Origin of the sequence: Pedobacter planticolens (assembly GCF_014172375.1) — a bacterium.
Classification (GTDB): domain Bacteria; phylum Bacteroidota; class Bacteroidia; order Sphingobacteriales; family Sphingobacteriaceae; genus Pedobacter; species Pedobacter planticolens.
In genome coordinates this window covers 90,640-105,799 of record NZ_WNXD01000002.1, presented here as the reverse complement: position 1 = coordinate 105,799, position 15,160 = coordinate 90,640, and the positions used below count along the sequence as shown (strand labels likewise).

Genomic DNA, 15,160 nt, shown 5'->3' with positions numbered 1-15,160 from the left:
CAGGCTGTTTTTTAATACGGAACAAAGGAAATTTATGAGCAAAAAGAACATTGACCTAGGTGAGCAAAAAGATGTTGAGGTGTATGGTGCTAGGGTGCATAATCTTAAAAATATTGATGTTAGTTTCCCTCGAAATAAGCTGGTTGTAATTACTGGTTTGAGTGGTAGTGGCAAGTCGTCGTTGGCTTTTGATACGATTTATGCGGAGGGGCAGAGGCGCTATATGGAAACGTTTAGTGCGTATTCTCGTCAGTTTATGGGGGGTATGGAGCGCCCTGATGTGGATAAGGTTTCGGGGTTGAGTCCGGTTATTGCGATTGAACAAAAGACGACGAGTAAAAATCCTAGATCGACAGTGGGTACGATTACCGAAATTTATGATTTTATGCGTTTGTTGTATGCTCGTGTTGCGGATGCTTTTTCGTACAATACTGGGGAGAAAATGGAGCGGATGAGTGAGGATCAGATTTTGAAGAATATTTACAAAAAGTTTGATTTGATGCCGGTAAATATTCTGGCGCCTGTGGTTAAAGGGCGTAAGGGGCATTATAGGGAGTTGTTTGAGCAGATTAGGAAGCAGGGTTATGTGAAGGTTCGTATTGATGGGGAGATTAAGGATATTACTGCTAAAATGCAGGTTGATCGCTACAAAATTCATGATATTGAGATTGTTGTTGATCGTTTAATTGTAGATGAAAAGGATCATAAACGATTATTAGATAGTATTCAGACTGCGATGCGTTTGGGTAAGGGGATTATTAAAATAAGTGATAAGGATAATAATGTTGCGCATTTTAGTAAGTTTTTAATGTGCCCTAGTACGGGGATTTCTTACGATGAACCGCAACCGAATAGCTTTTCGTTTAATTCGCCTTATGGTGCTTGTGAGCGTTGTAATGGGTTGGGTTATATTTTTGTGGTTGATAAGGAATCGGTGATGCCGAACATGAAACTAAGCATTTTAAATGGTGGTTTGGCTCCTTTGGGCGAGTACCGCGATGTGTGGGTGTTTCAGGTGTTGAAGGCTTTGGCTAAAAAGTATAATTTCTCGCTTTCTACTTCGCTAGAAAAACTGGGTGATGAGAATATTGATATCATTTTAAATGGTACGCATGAGTTGTTGAGCGTTGCGGTTGAGTATAATAAGTGGAATGTGCAGAATTATCAAATCACTTTTGATGGGATTATTAAGTTGTTGGAGGAGCAGGAGGAGAAAAAAAGTGATACTGCGGCGGCTGATGATATGGATAATTTTAGGAAGCTGAAAACTTGTCCGGAATGTAATGGTGCTCGTTTAAAGAAAGAGAGTTTGCACTTTAAAGTGGATGGTAAGAACATTTTTGAGCTTGCCGAAATGGATATTTTTAGTTTAAAAACTTGGTTTACGGATGTTGAGAATCGTTTAAACGATAGACAAAATACGATTGCGAAGGAGATTTTGAAGGAGATTAGGGCTCGTATTGGTTTTTTAACTGATGTTGGTTTAAATTATTTATCGTTGGATAGAACTGCTCGGACGCTTTCTGGTGGGGAGGCGCAACGTATTCGTTTGGCTACACAAATTGGTTCGCAGTTGATGAATGTGATGTACATTTTGGATGAGCCGAGTATTGGTTTGCATCAGCGTGATAATGAGCGTTTGATTGGTGCGTTAAAAAATCTTCGCGATTTAGGGAATACGGTTTTGGTGGTGGAGCATGATAAGGAGATGATTTTGGAGGCTGACCATGTGATTGATATTGGTCCGGCGGCGGGTGTGCATGGGGGCGAGGTTGTTGCTCAGGGAACGCCAGCTCAGATTTTAAAATCAGGAACTTTAACTGCTGCTTATTTGAATGGGAAGAAGGGAATTGAGGTTCCGAAGAAGCGTAGAAAAGGGAACGGACATAAGCTATCTATTATTAAAGCTACTGGTCATAATTTAAAAGAGGTTTCGGTTGATTTTCCGTTGGGTAAATTTATTGCGGTAACTGGTGTTTCGGGGAGTGGGAAATCGAGTTTAATTACGGAGACATTGTATCCAATTTTAAATCACCACTTTTTTAGGGCGAAAAAACATCCTCTTCCTTATGAGAAAATTAATGGTTTAAAGGAAATTGATAAGGTGATTGAGATAGATCAGGTACCAATTGGACGTACACCGAGGTCAAATCCATCTACGTATACTGGCGTTTTCTCTGATATTAGAAATTTGTTTGTGTTGTTGCCAGAGGCGAAAATTCGTGGTTATAAACCTGGTCGTTTTTCTTTTAATGTAAAAGGCGGTCGTTGTGAAACTTGTCAGGGTGCGGGAATGAAGGTGATTGAAATGAATTTCTTGCCAGATGTTTCGGTCCCATGTGAGGAATGTGGGGGAAGAAGATACAATCGTGAGACTTTAGAGGTTCGTTATCGTGGGAAATCTATTAGTGATGTGCTGGATATGAGCATTGAAGAGGCTTGTGGTTTTTTTGATCAGATGCCTGCGATTTACCGTAAAATAAAAACGTTGAATGATGTTGGCTTGGGGTATATCAGACTGGGTCAGTCATCTACTACACTATCTGGTGGTGAGGCGCAACGTGTTAAATTGGCTACTGAACTTTCTAAAAAAGATACTGGAAAGACCTTTTACATTTTAGATGAACCGACTACTGGTTTGCACTTTGAGGACATTAATGTGTTATTGGGTGTGTTAAACGAGTTGGTTGAAAAGGGGAATACTGTTTTAGTGATTGAACATAATTTAGATGTGGTAAAGGTTGCCGATTGGGTGATTGATTTGGGTGAGGAAGGTGGTGCTGGTGGTGGTCGGATTATTTTTGAGGGTACGCCTGAGGGGTTAATTCAGAATCCGATTAGTTTGACTGGAAAGTTTTTGAAGAAGGAGATGGAGGGGTAGGATAATCGTCTTTGCGAGGAACGAAGCAATCTTAAAGCGATAGGTTATATTGCGGAGATTATTATTAGAAAAGCAGATACAGAAGCCCGATTATTGTTAGTCGGGCTTTTTGCTACAATCTTTTTGTGCTTCGACAAGCTTAGCATGACAAAAAGGATTTTCGCTTCAATCCCGTTTAGATAACTATGATTGTTTGACGAGTTGGTGTTTTACTGGTGTTGTAAGATTGCTTCGTCATTCTCCTCGCAATGACGAGATGGCTTATAAGACGGACGATACTATAGCTAGGTATTTGCCATGATGGCTAACAGAAGCTAAATGACTTTCTCGGTTAGTTTTGCTTATCAGGTTTGGGATTCCGTTTGAGTTTTTTTCTAAGGAGTAATTGAGAGATGTTGAGTTGAAATCCGATAGGTAATTACTCGTATTTTCAAGATAAGTAGTTTGAATGCTACTAAGGTTTTCGCTTGTTGAGGACGCAATGGTGTGAATGAAATTTTGATTGATTACACTTTTAATGTGTATTATTTTGCCTTCAAAATCAACAAAGTTACCAGCCGTATTACTAATACAAACGAACTTTTTTGGGCTATAAAATCTTTCAGAAGTTTCTCTATTAATGATTTTATAAGCAGCTTCTTTCATACTCCAAAATAACCAAAGTGTAGTTTCTGGATTAGTGGAGGTAAGAATTTGTTGTTGCTCTTGAGCGGAGAAAAGTTTATCTAAATATCCTTTTCTACGCCAATTGCTTTCTAAACTTGCTTTTTGCAAATCTACAATGTCATTACCCAGCATTTTCTGCTTGTTTTTCTTCTATTACAGCAATGGTAGCCTTTACAGTTAGCATTTTATTCATAGAAGCATCGTCGATGGTTATTCCAAATTTCTCTTCAATATCTAAAACAATATCAACCAAGTTAGCAGAATTGATTTTGAGGTCTGTTAAAAAATCAGTGTCTTCTGTAATGTTTTCTAGTGCAGTTTTATCATCCACATAAGGTGTGATAATTTCTTTGAGATCGTTAATTATTGGCATTTTATTGTTTTTTAAATTTTTTAAAGATAACACAGGCATTCACATCGCCAAAACCAAAATTGGCTTTTGCTAAAATAGTAAGTTCTTTGTTTATTAATTTAGTGGGAATGCAATCTGGATCAATTATATTTTTTATTTCGGGATGTAAATCTTCACAATTGATGTTTGGAAATATAAAATCATCAGCTAATTGCAAAACCGAAGCAACACATTCCATACTTCCAGCTGCGCTTAATGGATGGCCAATCATTCCTTTTAAGGAATTGATGTAAGGGAAATCTTTGCCAGATCGGTTAAGTGCCTTTGACCAGTTTTCAATTTCTAAAGAATCCTTTGAGGTTGCAGTTAAATGTCCGTTAATGACATCGATATCTTTTGATGTTATACCCGCATTTTTTATTGCATCTGTAATGCACCTTTGAACAGCTACTGGATTTGGAGCAGTCATTGTTCCTAACCCACGTTGACCTCCAGAATTTACATTTCCTCCCAAAACTTCGGCATAAATTTTAGCCCCTCTTTTTAAAGCGCTTTCTAAAGATTCAAGTACTAATGCGCCAGCACCACTTGAGGGAACAAATCCACTTGCGGATGCACTCATAGGTCGGCTTCCTTTTTCTGGTTCATGATTGTGTTTATTGGTACACACCCTCATGGCATCAAAACCTCCCCAAATGTACGGGCCGCTATCAGTTGAACTACCTGCTAGCATTCTTGTAGCTTGTCCAGATTTAATGCGTTCGTATGCCATTAATACACTTTCGGTTCCTGTCGTACAGGCAGATGAATTAGTCGTTATTTGATTCCCTAATCCTAATTTCCCGCCAATAAAAGCGCTTACGCCACTTGCCATAGTTTGTGCTACAGCAGTACTGCCCAGTCTACGAACCTGTAAGTCATCAACTTTGTAAATTGACGATCTAATTTTATCTATTCCAGAGGTGCCAGTTCCGAAGATCGTACCGCTTTCCCAATCAGGATCTTCATTATTTTCTATGGATAAACCAGCATCTTTCCAAGCTTCTAATGCGGCTATAACCCCATACACGATCGCCGTACTTTCTAAAGATTTGAGTTCAAGTTCAGTAAAAGCAGCTTGAATAATTTCATCGGTTAGGTCAGGTTTTCCAGAAATCTGACAAGAAAATTTTAATGCTTCCAATTGTTGGTCATAGCGAATACCAGAAACACCATTTTTTATCGCTTCTTTAAATTGTGTAAGGTTTATGCCATTTGACGAAACTATTCCTAAACCTGTTATTACAACTCTATTGTTCATGCGATTTTTCAGTTATCATTCCAGCAATATTTCCTTTGCAAACAATTTCTCCGGCCTCGTTTTCCATCTTAACGTTACAACTTAATTTATTGAAACGAAAGTAAACTTTTTCACTGGTTACCGTTACTTTTTCGTTTGGAAAAACTGGCTTTAAAAAATCTATGGTGCTTGATGTCAAAGCTACTGTAGCTTTAGCTTGCAGATTGTGATCTCCCAAAAGATAAATACCTAAACAAACCAATCCAATTTGCGCCATAGTTTCGGTCAATATTACACCTGGTGTAACAGGGAAATCTTTAAAATGACCTTTGTAAAAGTCTAATTCTTTAGCGTACGTGTAGGTTCCTTTTGCTCCATTTTCATCAATGTGTAGTAGTTCATCAACAAAAAGAAATGGTTTACTGTAAGGAAGTTTGTCTAAAATTTGTTGTGCATTCATATTACCACTGCAATATAATTCTTTGCGCTGAAAAACCCGGTCCGAAACTTAACATTAGACCTTTTTCTCCTGATTTTGGCTTGGCGTCCATAAAACGTTCGAGCACATATAACACAGTAGCGCTCGACATATTGCCGTACAATCGTAGTACTTCCTTAGTTTCATCTATGTTTTTTCCAAGTTCTCCGAAAAGAGATTCGACAATTTGCACAATTTTTTTTCCTCCGGGATGGAAGATTAAATGGTCAATATCTTTAATTTCTAATCCGTGTTTAGCTAAAAAAGGATGAATAATTGTTGGGAAATGTTCAGTAATTGTTTCTGGAACTGTTACATCGAGTACCATTTGTAAGCCTGTATTGGAAAGTTTAAAACCCATCATATCTTCGGCATCGTAAAAATGGTACATTTCTTCTGCTAGCATTTCTGGGCCATCATCAGCTGGATTAGAACTTAACAAAGCACAAGCGGCGCCATCTCCAAAAATAGCTGCACTTACAATGTTTGCCATCGAAAAATCGTTCAATTGAAAAGTTGCGGTTGGAGATTCTACTGCAATTACTGCGGCTCGCTTACCCGGATTTGCTTTTAAAAAGTTCTTGGCGTAAATCATACCAGATACACCAGCAGCACAACCCATTTCAGTTACGGGAAGTCTAACAATATCTTGTCGAAGTTTTAACAAATTAATCAAATAAGCATCAAGCGATGGAATCATAATGCCTGTGCAACTTACGGTAATGATAAAGTCTAAATCTTGAGGTTTCCAATTTGCTTTTTCCAATGCGGTTTGCAAACATTTTGCGCCTAATTTAATTCCTTCTCTGCAATAAATGTTGTTTCGTTCTTCAAACCCCGAATCACTAAAAATTTCTTCTGGCGATAGGATAGAATAACGTCGATCAACCGCAGCGTTTTCGAATATTTTTTTAACTTTTTTAACAAAACGATCCTCTTTTCCGCTTAGCCAATTGTCTAACAAAGGCATGATTTCGTTTGTAGGCCTCGAGTAATTTGGTAGGGCTTTGCTTACTGCTTTTATTTTTACGCTCATGCTGTTTTTATTATCCATTGGTAGCGGAATGCCCATTTCCAGTTAATAGAACAAAATTTTAAATTTAGTTGTTTTGAATATCGTTGTAAATCAGTTTTTTTAAATCCTCTTAAGATGGAAACTAAACCATCTTCTCTCGACATGTCATTTAATCGGAAAACAAAGCACAATGTATTGAACAAATAATAGGCGATCGCACTGCGATGTAAATCATTAATCACAATACCTAACTTTGCTATATCTTTAAAATTTTGTAGTAATGTGATGATTTCTTCGTCTGTAAAATGATGCAAAGTTAAGGTGCATAACATGATATCACATTCTGTGGTTTTAGCTAAATCCTCAAAAATATCTTTGCATTCGTAGCTGATATTTTGATACTTAATCGATAAACTTCGAGCATGTTCTATCGTGAAATTATTTGCATCAATCCCTATTAATTCAAAGTTTAAGTTGTTGTTTTTGCCATAATCTGCAAGAGCTCTCAACATATCACCATTTCCGCATCCTATATCTATAATACGAATAAGTTGGTGCTTTGGTTGGATGCGGATTAATGCTTTAACACCATCTAATGTAACTTTATTGCCGCCTAATAATCTGTTAATGCTGGCAATTTTATCAAGTGCATCTCTTAATATTTCACCTTCTAACTGAAAATCGTCCATTATTTCAGGAGCAGTACTTCTACGACTAGTATCTATCATTATTTATTAGGAATTAGTGGTTTTCCATGCGTTTTTTTAATGATTTGCTTAAGTAAGAAAGGCACTTTTATTACGCTTGTCAATAATACATCAGTTAGTTTGTCTTTTCTTAAAATAGAAGATAAAATACTTCCCATTTTTAAACGAGAACGAAATTCTTTATCCCATAGAGAAGTATATTTTTTTTCGAGTTCAATTCTTGAAGAGATAATTCCATCAAAAAATTGAAGTAGCAATTCTGAACAGATTTTAGCGCTATGAATTGCCATTGCCATCCCATTCCCGCAAAGCGGATGAATAAGTCCGGCAGTATCTCCAATAAGTAAAATATGATCGACAACTGCAGTTTTAGCTCCAAACGCTAATTGACTAATGGTTAATGGATCATCGAATAGCATTTCACTGTTTTCGAAAATCTCTTCTAAGTGTTTATTTTGATATAAAACTTTCTGCTGATACGTTTCTATGTTTTTATGTGCTTTGAACGTAGCATAATCTGCTAAGTAGCAAATATTAACATGTTGATTTTCTACTTTGGAAACACCACAGTAGCCTCCCTTAAAATTGTGTACAGCAACTAAATCATTTGGGAAGTTGCCTTTGTAATGTGCTTTAATAGCTAAGTAAGGCGATTTCTCTTTAATAAATGGTCGATTTAATTTTATATCAATAGAAGAACGTTTGCCATACGCACCAATAACTTGTTTTGCCGTAAATTCTTGTCCTGCTAAACTATGCACATAGAAAATATCGTTGTTAAAAGTGATTTTACTTACCGTATCTTCTATGATTTCAACTCCCTTTTCCAGCAGTTGCTGATAGAGAAAATTATCGAATTCATACCTGCTAATCCCAAAACCACCTAAAGGCAAATTAATATGTATGCTTTTTCCCGAAATTGTACTAAGCTGTAAACGGTTAATGTGAGTTGGGTATAATTTGCTGATATCAATATTTAGCCACTCAAAATAGGGAAGAACTTCGTTTGAAATGTACTCGCCGCAAACTTTATGGTGTGGATAGGCATTTTTTTCAATTAGAATAACTTTTAAACCAGCTTTATAAAGGTGAAGGGCTGCTGTTAAACCAGCAAGTCCACCACCGACTATTAAAACATCTGATTGAAAGGGCATAATTTAAAATAACATCATTTATAAAAATATAACATATTAAGCAGGTATTTGTTATTGATGAAACTAAAAACCATAATCATTAATTATCTTTTATCAATTTACCCTAACTTTATCTATGCAAACTTTATTAACGGCTGCCCAAATGCGAAATGCTGATGCGTATACCATAAAGCATCAATCTATTTCTTCTATTAATTTAATGGAAAAAGCGGCAAAAGCATTTGTGAAGGTTTTTAAAAAGGAAGTTTCAAATAAAGAATCTAAAATCTCCATTTTATGTGGACAAGGAAATAATGGGGGAGATGGTTTAGCAATTGCAAGACTTTTAGATGACGAGAACTATAAAAATGTTGTTGTCTATTTAATTACTTTTTCTACTGGACAGAGCGAGGATAACAAGAAAAACATAAAGCGATTGTTGAAGTTAAAGGTTCCAGTTACGATTATTAAAGAAGCCAAAATAGTAAAGAATTTACAATCTGATGTACTAATTGATGCAATTCTTGGATCGGGATTAAATAAGCCTTTGCAAGGAGATTATGCAACTGTAGCAACTTTTGTTAACGGTTTAAAAACCAAGGTTATTTCAGTGGACGTACCTACAGGATTTAATTCGGAAGGTGGAATAGCTGAAAAATATAATGGCATTAAAGCTGATTTAACCATTTGCTTTCAACGACCAAAAATCAACTTTTTCTGTCCCGAATCTGTAAAAGCACTAGACAAATTTAAAGTTGTTGATATTGGTTTGGATGAAAATTTTATCGAAAGCCAGAAAAGTGAATGGAAATTAACGACAGAATCGGAGATACAACAACTGCTAAAACCTAGAAAGAATTTTAGTCATAAAGGTACATACGGACATGCATTACTAGTTGCTGGAAATAACACAACGATGGGAGCAGCACTCTTATCAGCGAGTGCTTGCTTACATACTGGAGCAGGTTTAACTACAGTTTGTCTCCCACAAAGCGGATTAACTGCTTTGAATACTGCTTTGCCAGAAGTAATGGCTTTGCCAAGAAATCAGTATTTAGCAATGGAGGCTTTTGATCGATTTTCAGCTATTGCAGTTGGTCCAGGTTTAGGTGTAGAAGAAGAAAACGAAGAGTTATTAGAAAAATTAGTCAATTTAAGGAAGCCTTTAGTACTAGATGCAGATGCACTCACCATTTTAAGCCAAAGAGGAGATTTACTATATGAATTACCTGCACAAAGTATTTTAACGCCACACATGAAAGAGTTTGATAGGCTGTTTGGTGAACATAAAAACTGGTGGAAACGAGTTGAAACAGCTAAAAGAGAAGCCATAGCGAGAGATTTAATTTTTGTGCTAAAAAATCAATACACTTTTGTTTGTTTGCCAAATGGGAATGTGCATATTAATCCGACTGGAAATCCTGCAATGGCTTCTGGTGGCATGGGCGATGTTTTAACAGGAATAATTACGGCTTTAGTTGCTCAATCTTATTCTTCGGCTGATGCCGCAATTTTAGGAACGTATTTGCATGGAAAAGCTGGCGACGAATTAGCAAAAGAAAGATTTACGGTGAGTGCTTCACAAGTGGTTTTGCAAATTCCGAAAACAATGAAGAAATTGTTAGCCACAGATTAGAACAGATAAACACAGATTATATTTCTGCAAAATCAGGATGCAAAACTAGATTGTTACGCCGCCCATTACAACCATTTTTTCCATAGTTGGGTTTTGACTTCCGCCCATTGGCTCGATTGTAACTGCAAAAGCTTGTGCTTTTTCAATGGTTTCCATTTGTTTGACAGCTTCTTTAGCGTTGTCGCCAAATACACCTAAACTTACGGGTTTACCATCCACTAATGCCCACAATTGGTATTCGTGAGATTGATCTGTTTTAGGCAAATCCATTGCAGCGTAGTTAATTAAGATATTTTTATTGGTTTTATTCCAGTATACCAACATATTCGCTTTTGGAGAATTTTTAACGCCAGCCAATTTAACCGTAGCCCATTCGTTAGTTTCAGTCATGGCTATTCTGTTTTCCATGCCCGCTTTATTAAATTCCAATTTAGAAACTGTAGTTGCAAATTGATCTCTCTGCGTACTTAAACTTGCAATTTCATCGTGTGCAGAATTTAATTTATTGTAAACTGAGATTAATGCAGCAATGCTTATCACCAATAATGCTACGCAAGCCACTAAGGCAAAACGTAATATTTTAATTTTTCCATCATTTGCGCCTTCATATAAAGGAACAATTTTAGGTTCAGCTTTAATTTTATCAGTTGTAGTAGGATTTAATTGTGCTACAATTTTATCTTCCAATGCTGCAGATGGTGTAATTGCATTTTCTAAAGCGTAAGATTCCATAGCAAGCTCGATTGCCAAAATTTCTGCTTTCACTTCAGCATGTTTGGCTGCCATAGCTTCAACTTCACTACATTCTTGAGCTGTTAATTGCCCTAAAACGTAAAGTTCAAGTATGCCAGATTCGATATATGCTTTTACTTCTTCCACCTCAATTAAATTTTTTCCTCAATTCTAATATAGCCATTCGAACACGTGTTTTTACAGTGCCCAAGGGTAAATTTAGTTCCTCTGCAGTTTCAACATGCGTATAACCTTTAAAATAGACCATGTCTAATACGTCTTTAAAATCAGGTTTAAGATTCGTCACCATTTCTTTTAAACCTAAAGTATCCGCATTAAAACTAACCTTTTTTTGCTGGTCAATGAAATCTACGTTATTTTCTATGTCTTGGTTTTTATTGGAGTTCTTAAAATCCTTAGATCGTAATTTATCAATGGCTAAGTTACGAGCAACATTCATCATCCAAGTAAATAAACGCCCTTTTGATGAGTCGTAACTACCTGCAGAGTTCCATATTTTCACGAAAGTTTCTTGTAAAACATCTTCGGCAACTTCGGTTTGTTGTATAACACGAGAAATTACACCGAACAAAGCCCCAGAATACATATCGTACAATGCTTTAATTGCGATAGTATCCTGCCTTTTTAAAGCATTAACCAACTCTTCTTCAGAAAGGGATATTTTTTTTGCTGTTGCCAAGATTGCTAATATACAGAATCTATAACAGCGAAATCAAGAATTTGTTTGTATACAACTTATGGCTCTAAAAATCGAATAAATGTTTTTCTGCGTGATAAGATGAGCGTACTAAAGGGCCGCTTTCTACATATCTTAAACCTTTCGCCAAACCTATTTCTTTGTATTTCGCAAACTGATCTGGGTGTATCCAATCTACCACAGGATGATGACTTTTTGTGGGTTGCAAATACTGACCTAATGTTAAAATATGTACACCATTTGCTACCAAATCATCCATCGCTTCTAAAACATCTTCTTCAGTTTCGCCTAAACCTAGCATAATACCAGTTTTAGTTCTCAATCCAAATTCAGATATTCTTTTTAAAGCTTCTAAACTTCTGTCGTATTTCGCTTGGATACGCACTTGTTTAGTTAACCGCCTTACAGTTTCCACATTGTGCGACATTACTTCTGGTCTTTCTTCTAAAACGCGATATAAATTATCCCATTGACCTCTAAAATCTGGAATTAAAGTTTCTAACGTAGTTTCTGGGCTTTCACGTCTGATTGCTTGTAAAGTTTCTGCCCAAATAATAGAACCGCCGTCTTTTAAATCATCGCGATCTACCGAAGTAATAACGCAATGTTTCACTTTCATCAGTTTTACTGAATTAGCAACACGAGCAGGTTCATCAGTGTCAACCGCTAAAGGTCTGCCTGTAGCCACCGCACAAAAAGAACAAGAACGTGTACAAATGTTACCTAAAATCATAAAGGTAGCAGTGCCAGCACCCCAACATTCGCCCATATTTGGACAATTACCACTTTCGCAAATGGTATGTAGTTTATGCGTATCTACAAGACTTCGCACTTGCGCATATTCCTTGCCAACAGGCAATTTTACGCGTAGCCAATCTGGTTTACGAGGTTTTTCTGTTGCAACAGGAACTACAGGAAGTTCAATCATGTTACAAAGTTAAGCAATCTTGCCGAAATGTTGTAGTAGGGAAATGTTTAAGGGTTGTAATTTTGCGAAGAATGATGAACTTTTTAAATCTCCATTCCAAAGGTTATTTGTTCTGTGAAAAACCAACATTCTCATAAAACTTATGGCTTTCAGTTCGAACGATATTACACCGAACTCGAATTTTAGCTATTCCTAAAGAATTACTCCATTCTTTTACGGCTTCAATTAAGCTTTTACCAATATTTTGTTTTTGCCATTGGCGATCAACAACTAATCCTCCTATTTCTGCAAATACAGGAGATTCTATTCTAACTGCTCTAAATCCATGAATCCATCCTACAATATTCCCATCTAGTTTAGCTACAAATACACAATCATTTTTGCTATTAACAATTTCTTGAATTCGCACTAAAAGATTTTCTATCTCATTTTCGTAGCCAAGTTGAGTAGATAATGCTGTTATTTCTTGTGCATCTTTTGAGGTAATAGCTAAAAGTTGGGTTATAATCTTTTCCAAATTGATGTTGTTTTAAGCTAATATAAAAAATAGCACAAATAAATATTCATTTCAATCTCAAATTGATGTGTTAATACTTTCTATCTTATTCAAAATCTGTAAATTTGCAGCTCAAAATCGTGAAAATGGCTACTTCAAAAATTACGTATACTGGCGGATTAAGAACTTCGTCTATTCATTTAAAATCTGGCAATGAAATTATAACCGATGCTCCTGTAGATAATCAGGGTAAAGGTGAAGCTTTTTCACCAACTGATTTATTGGCAACATCTTTAGGTAATTGCATGTTAACTATTGTTGGAATTACGGCTAAAGCACATGATTTTAACATTGACGGAACAACTGCGGAGATTACTAAAATTATGGGGGAAAATCCACGCCGTGTAGTAGAAATTGTAGTGGATTTACAATTTCCTGCAAATAAGTATACTGAAAAACAAAAAGCGATTATTGAAAATGCGGCTAAAACTTGTCCGGTTTCATATAGCCTTCATCCGGATATTAAACAAAATATAACTTTTAATTATTAGCATTAATTATGCTTTGTAAATGCAAACCTTTATAGGTTTAGTTTGAGAAATGAGTAGAAAAAGAAAGACGGTTGTTGAAACCGACGCAGATGTAATTTTAATTGGTGCCGGCATAATGAGCGCCACACTTGGTTTACTTTTAAAAGAATTAGAACCTAATTTAAGCATAGAAATTTACGAACGCTTGGATATCGCGGCAGCGGAAAGTTCTGATGCTTGGAATAATGCAGGTACTGGCCATTCGGCATTTTGCGAATTAAATTACACTCCTCAAAAAGAAGATGGTTCTGTAGATATTAAAAAAGCAGTTGAAATTGCCGAATCTTATGAGGTTTCTAAACAATTTTGGACTTATCTAGTCGAAAAAAATATTCTTTCAGATCCATGTTTGTTCATTAGAAATATCCCACATTTAAGTTTTGTTTGGGGTAAAGACAATGTCGATTTTTTGAAAACTCGTTATACTAATTTGCAAAAATGCAATCTGTTTGAAGATATGCAATACAGTGAGGATCCGAATACAATACAAGAATGGGTTCCGCTAATTATGGATGGAAGGAAGAAAAAGGAAAAAGTTGCGGCTACCAAAATGGATTTAGGCACAGATGTAAACTTTGGCTCCTTAACTCGTGAAATGTTTAGCTATTTGAGTAAACAAGCAAATGTTAGCCTAAATTTTCATCATGAAATACGTGAATTGGATAAAACCGAAGAGGGTAATTGGAAAATTAAAGTTAAGAATCTAGAAACCGGTAAAAAACAAAGTCGATTGGCGAAGTTTGTATTTATTGGTGCTGGTGGTGGCTCTTTACCTCTATTAGAAAAATCTGATATCCCAGAAGGAAAAGGATTTGGTGGTTTTCCAGTAAGCGGACAATGGTTGAAATGTACAAATGAAGAAGTGATTGCTAAACACCATGCAAAAGTGTATGGCAAAGCTGCAGTTGGTGCGCCACCTATGTCTGTTCCGCATTTAGATACTCGCATTATTAATGGCAAACAAGCTTTATTGTTTGGTCCTTATGCGGGGTTTTCGACCAAATTTTTAAAACACGGATCGTTTTTGGATTTACCTTTATCTATCAAGTTTGATAATATCCGTCCAATGGTTTCGGCTGGACTAAAAAATATCGATTTAACAAAATATTTAATAGAACAAATACGCCAATCTCCTGAAGATAGATTTGAGGCTTTAAAAGAATATTTACCAAATGCTGATTTTAAAGATTGGGAATTGGAATATGCTGGACAAAGAGTACAAGTAATTAAAAAGAAAGCAAGTGGTGGTGGGATTTTAGAATTTGGAACAGAGGTAGTTAGCGCAGCTGATGGTTCAATTGCTGCTTTATTAGGGGCATCGCCTGGTGCTTCAACTGCGGTTTCTATTATGCTTGATTTATTGGATCGTTGTTTCAAAACGAAATTGCAAACTGCCGAATGGCAAACGAAAATTAGAACGATGATTCCAACTTATGGAGAAAAATTAGCAGATAATACTTCGCTTTGCAAAAAAACTAGATTGCGTACTTCGGCTGTGTTGAAGTTGAATAGTTTAGATTCGTAACCACAAAAGGAACAAAAGTAAACT

The 15,160-nt window shown here is 36.2% G+C and carries 15 protein-coding genes; 4 read left to right on the top strand and 11 right to left on the bottom strand.

Features of this window, described 5'->3' with window-relative positions; all coding sequences use genetic code 11:
* Nucleotides 1-34: 34 nt before the first annotated feature.
* Nucleotides 35-2,881: an excinuclease ABC subunit UvrA gene (gene uvrA, locus GM921_RS09170; protein ID WP_182922350.1), complete on the top strand. Its 2,847-nt coding sequence runs from the start codon at nt 35-37 to the stop codon at nt 2,879-2,881.
* Nucleotides 2,882-3,142: 261 nt separating this feature from the next.
* Here uvrA and GM921_RS09165 read toward each other — a convergent pair whose 3' ends face one another.
* Genes GM921_RS09165 through GM921_RS09135 form a run of 7 tightly spaced genes read right to left on the bottom strand, consistent with a single transcriptional unit; the run spans nt 3,143 to nt 8,532 of the window.
* Complete coding sequence (locus tag GM921_RS09165) at nt 3,143-3,679, bottom strand: 4'-phosphopantetheinyl transferase family protein (RefSeq protein WP_182922349.1); 537 nt, start codon at nt 3,677-3,679, stop codon at nt 3,143-3,145.
* The gene (locus GM921_RS09160; RefSeq protein ID WP_182922348.1) at nt 3,669-3,920 is read right to left on the bottom strand and encodes an acyl carrier protein; all 252 of its coding nucleotides are present in this window, start codon (nt 3,918-3,920) and stop codon (nt 3,669-3,671) included. The genes GM921_RS09165 and GM921_RS09160 overlap by 11 nt, the downstream gene beginning before the upstream one ends.
* Before the next feature lies 1 nt (nt 3,921).
* Nucleotides 3,922-5,199: a beta-ketoacyl-[acyl-carrier-protein] synthase family protein gene (locus GM921_RS09155; protein WP_182922347.1), complete on the bottom strand. Its 1,278-nt coding sequence runs from the start codon at nt 5,197-5,199 to the stop codon at nt 3,922-3,924.
* Complete coding sequence (locus GM921_RS09150) at nt 5,189-5,638, bottom strand: 3-hydroxyacyl-ACP dehydratase FabZ family protein (RefSeq protein WP_182922346.1); 450 nt, start codon at nt 5,636-5,638, stop codon at nt 5,189-5,191. The genes GM921_RS09155 and GM921_RS09150 overlap by 11 nt, the downstream gene beginning before the upstream one ends.
* A 1-nt stretch (nt 5,639) precedes the next feature.
* A complete protein-coding gene (locus GM921_RS09145; protein ID WP_235969811.1) occupies nt 5,640-6,728 on the bottom strand; it encodes a type III polyketide synthase in 1,089 nt (362 codons plus the stop codon).
* Nucleotides 6,689-7,399, bottom strand: coding sequence for a methyltransferase domain-containing protein (locus tag GM921_RS09140; RefSeq protein WP_202985644.1), 711 nt, complete (start codon nt 7,397-7,399; stop codon nt 6,689-6,691). Before GM921_RS09140 ends, GM921_RS09145 begins: the two co-directional genes overlap by 40 nt.
* A complete protein-coding gene (locus GM921_RS09135) occupies nt 7,399-8,532 on the bottom strand; it encodes an NAD(P)/FAD-dependent oxidoreductase (protein ID WP_182922345.1) in 1,134 nt (377 codons plus the stop codon). The genes GM921_RS09140 and GM921_RS09135 overlap by 1 nt, the downstream gene beginning before the upstream one ends.
* A gap of 115 nt (nt 8,533-8,647) precedes the next feature.
* Between GM921_RS09135 and GM921_RS09130 the strand changes: the two genes are divergently transcribed.
* Nucleotides 8,648-10,147 (top strand): NAD(P)H-hydrate dehydratase, encoded by a 1,500-nt coding sequence (locus GM921_RS09130; RefSeq protein ID WP_182922344.1) that lies wholly within the window; start codon nt 8,648-8,650, stop codon nt 10,145-10,147.
* 45 nt (nt 10,148-10,192) lie between these two features.
* On the opposite strand, the gene GM921_RS09125 is transcribed toward GM921_RS09130, so the two are convergent.
* The 4 genes from GM921_RS09125 to GM921_RS09110 all read right to left on the bottom strand — a co-directional run bounded on the left by GM921_RS09125 (nt 10,193) and on the right by GM921_RS09110 (nt 13,042).
* The gene (locus tag GM921_RS09125) at nt 10,193-11,026 is read right to left on the bottom strand and encodes an anti-sigma factor (protein ID WP_182922343.1); all 834 of its coding nucleotides are present in this window, start codon (nt 11,024-11,026) and stop codon (nt 10,193-10,195) included.
* A 1-nt stretch (nt 11,027) separates the two neighbouring features.
* Nucleotides 11,028-11,579, bottom strand: a complete 552-nt coding sequence (locus GM921_RS09120; RefSeq protein WP_182922342.1) for an RNA polymerase sigma factor — start codon at nt 11,577-11,579, stop codon at nt 11,028-11,030.
* Between the two features lie 64 nt (nt 11,580-11,643).
* Entirely contained in the window at nt 11,644-12,525 is an 882-nt protein-coding gene (lipA, locus tag GM921_RS09115; protein WP_182922341.1) for a lipoyl synthase, read from the bottom strand.
* A gap of 103 nt (nt 12,526-12,628) precedes the next feature.
* On the bottom strand, nt 12,629-13,042 hold the full coding sequence (locus GM921_RS09110) for a GNAT family N-acetyltransferase (RefSeq protein ID WP_182922340.1): 414 nt from the start codon (nt 13,040-13,042) through the stop codon (nt 12,629-12,631).
* A gap of 125 nt (nt 13,043-13,167) precedes the next feature.
* Between GM921_RS09110 and GM921_RS09105 the strand changes: the two genes are divergently transcribed.
* Nucleotides 13,168-13,572 (top strand): OsmC family protein, encoded by a 405-nt coding sequence (locus tag GM921_RS09105; RefSeq protein ID WP_182922339.1) that lies wholly within the window; start codon nt 13,168-13,170, stop codon nt 13,570-13,572.
* Nucleotides 13,573-13,621: 49 nt separating this feature from the next.
* Nucleotides 13,622-15,136 carry a malate:quinone oxidoreductase gene (locus GM921_RS09100; protein ID WP_182922338.1) on the top strand — a complete coding sequence of 505 codons (1,515 nt, stop codon included), beginning with the start codon at nt 13,622-13,624 and terminating at the stop codon, nt 15,134-15,136.
* The last annotated feature ends 24 nt before the right edge of the window (nt 15,137-15,160 follow it).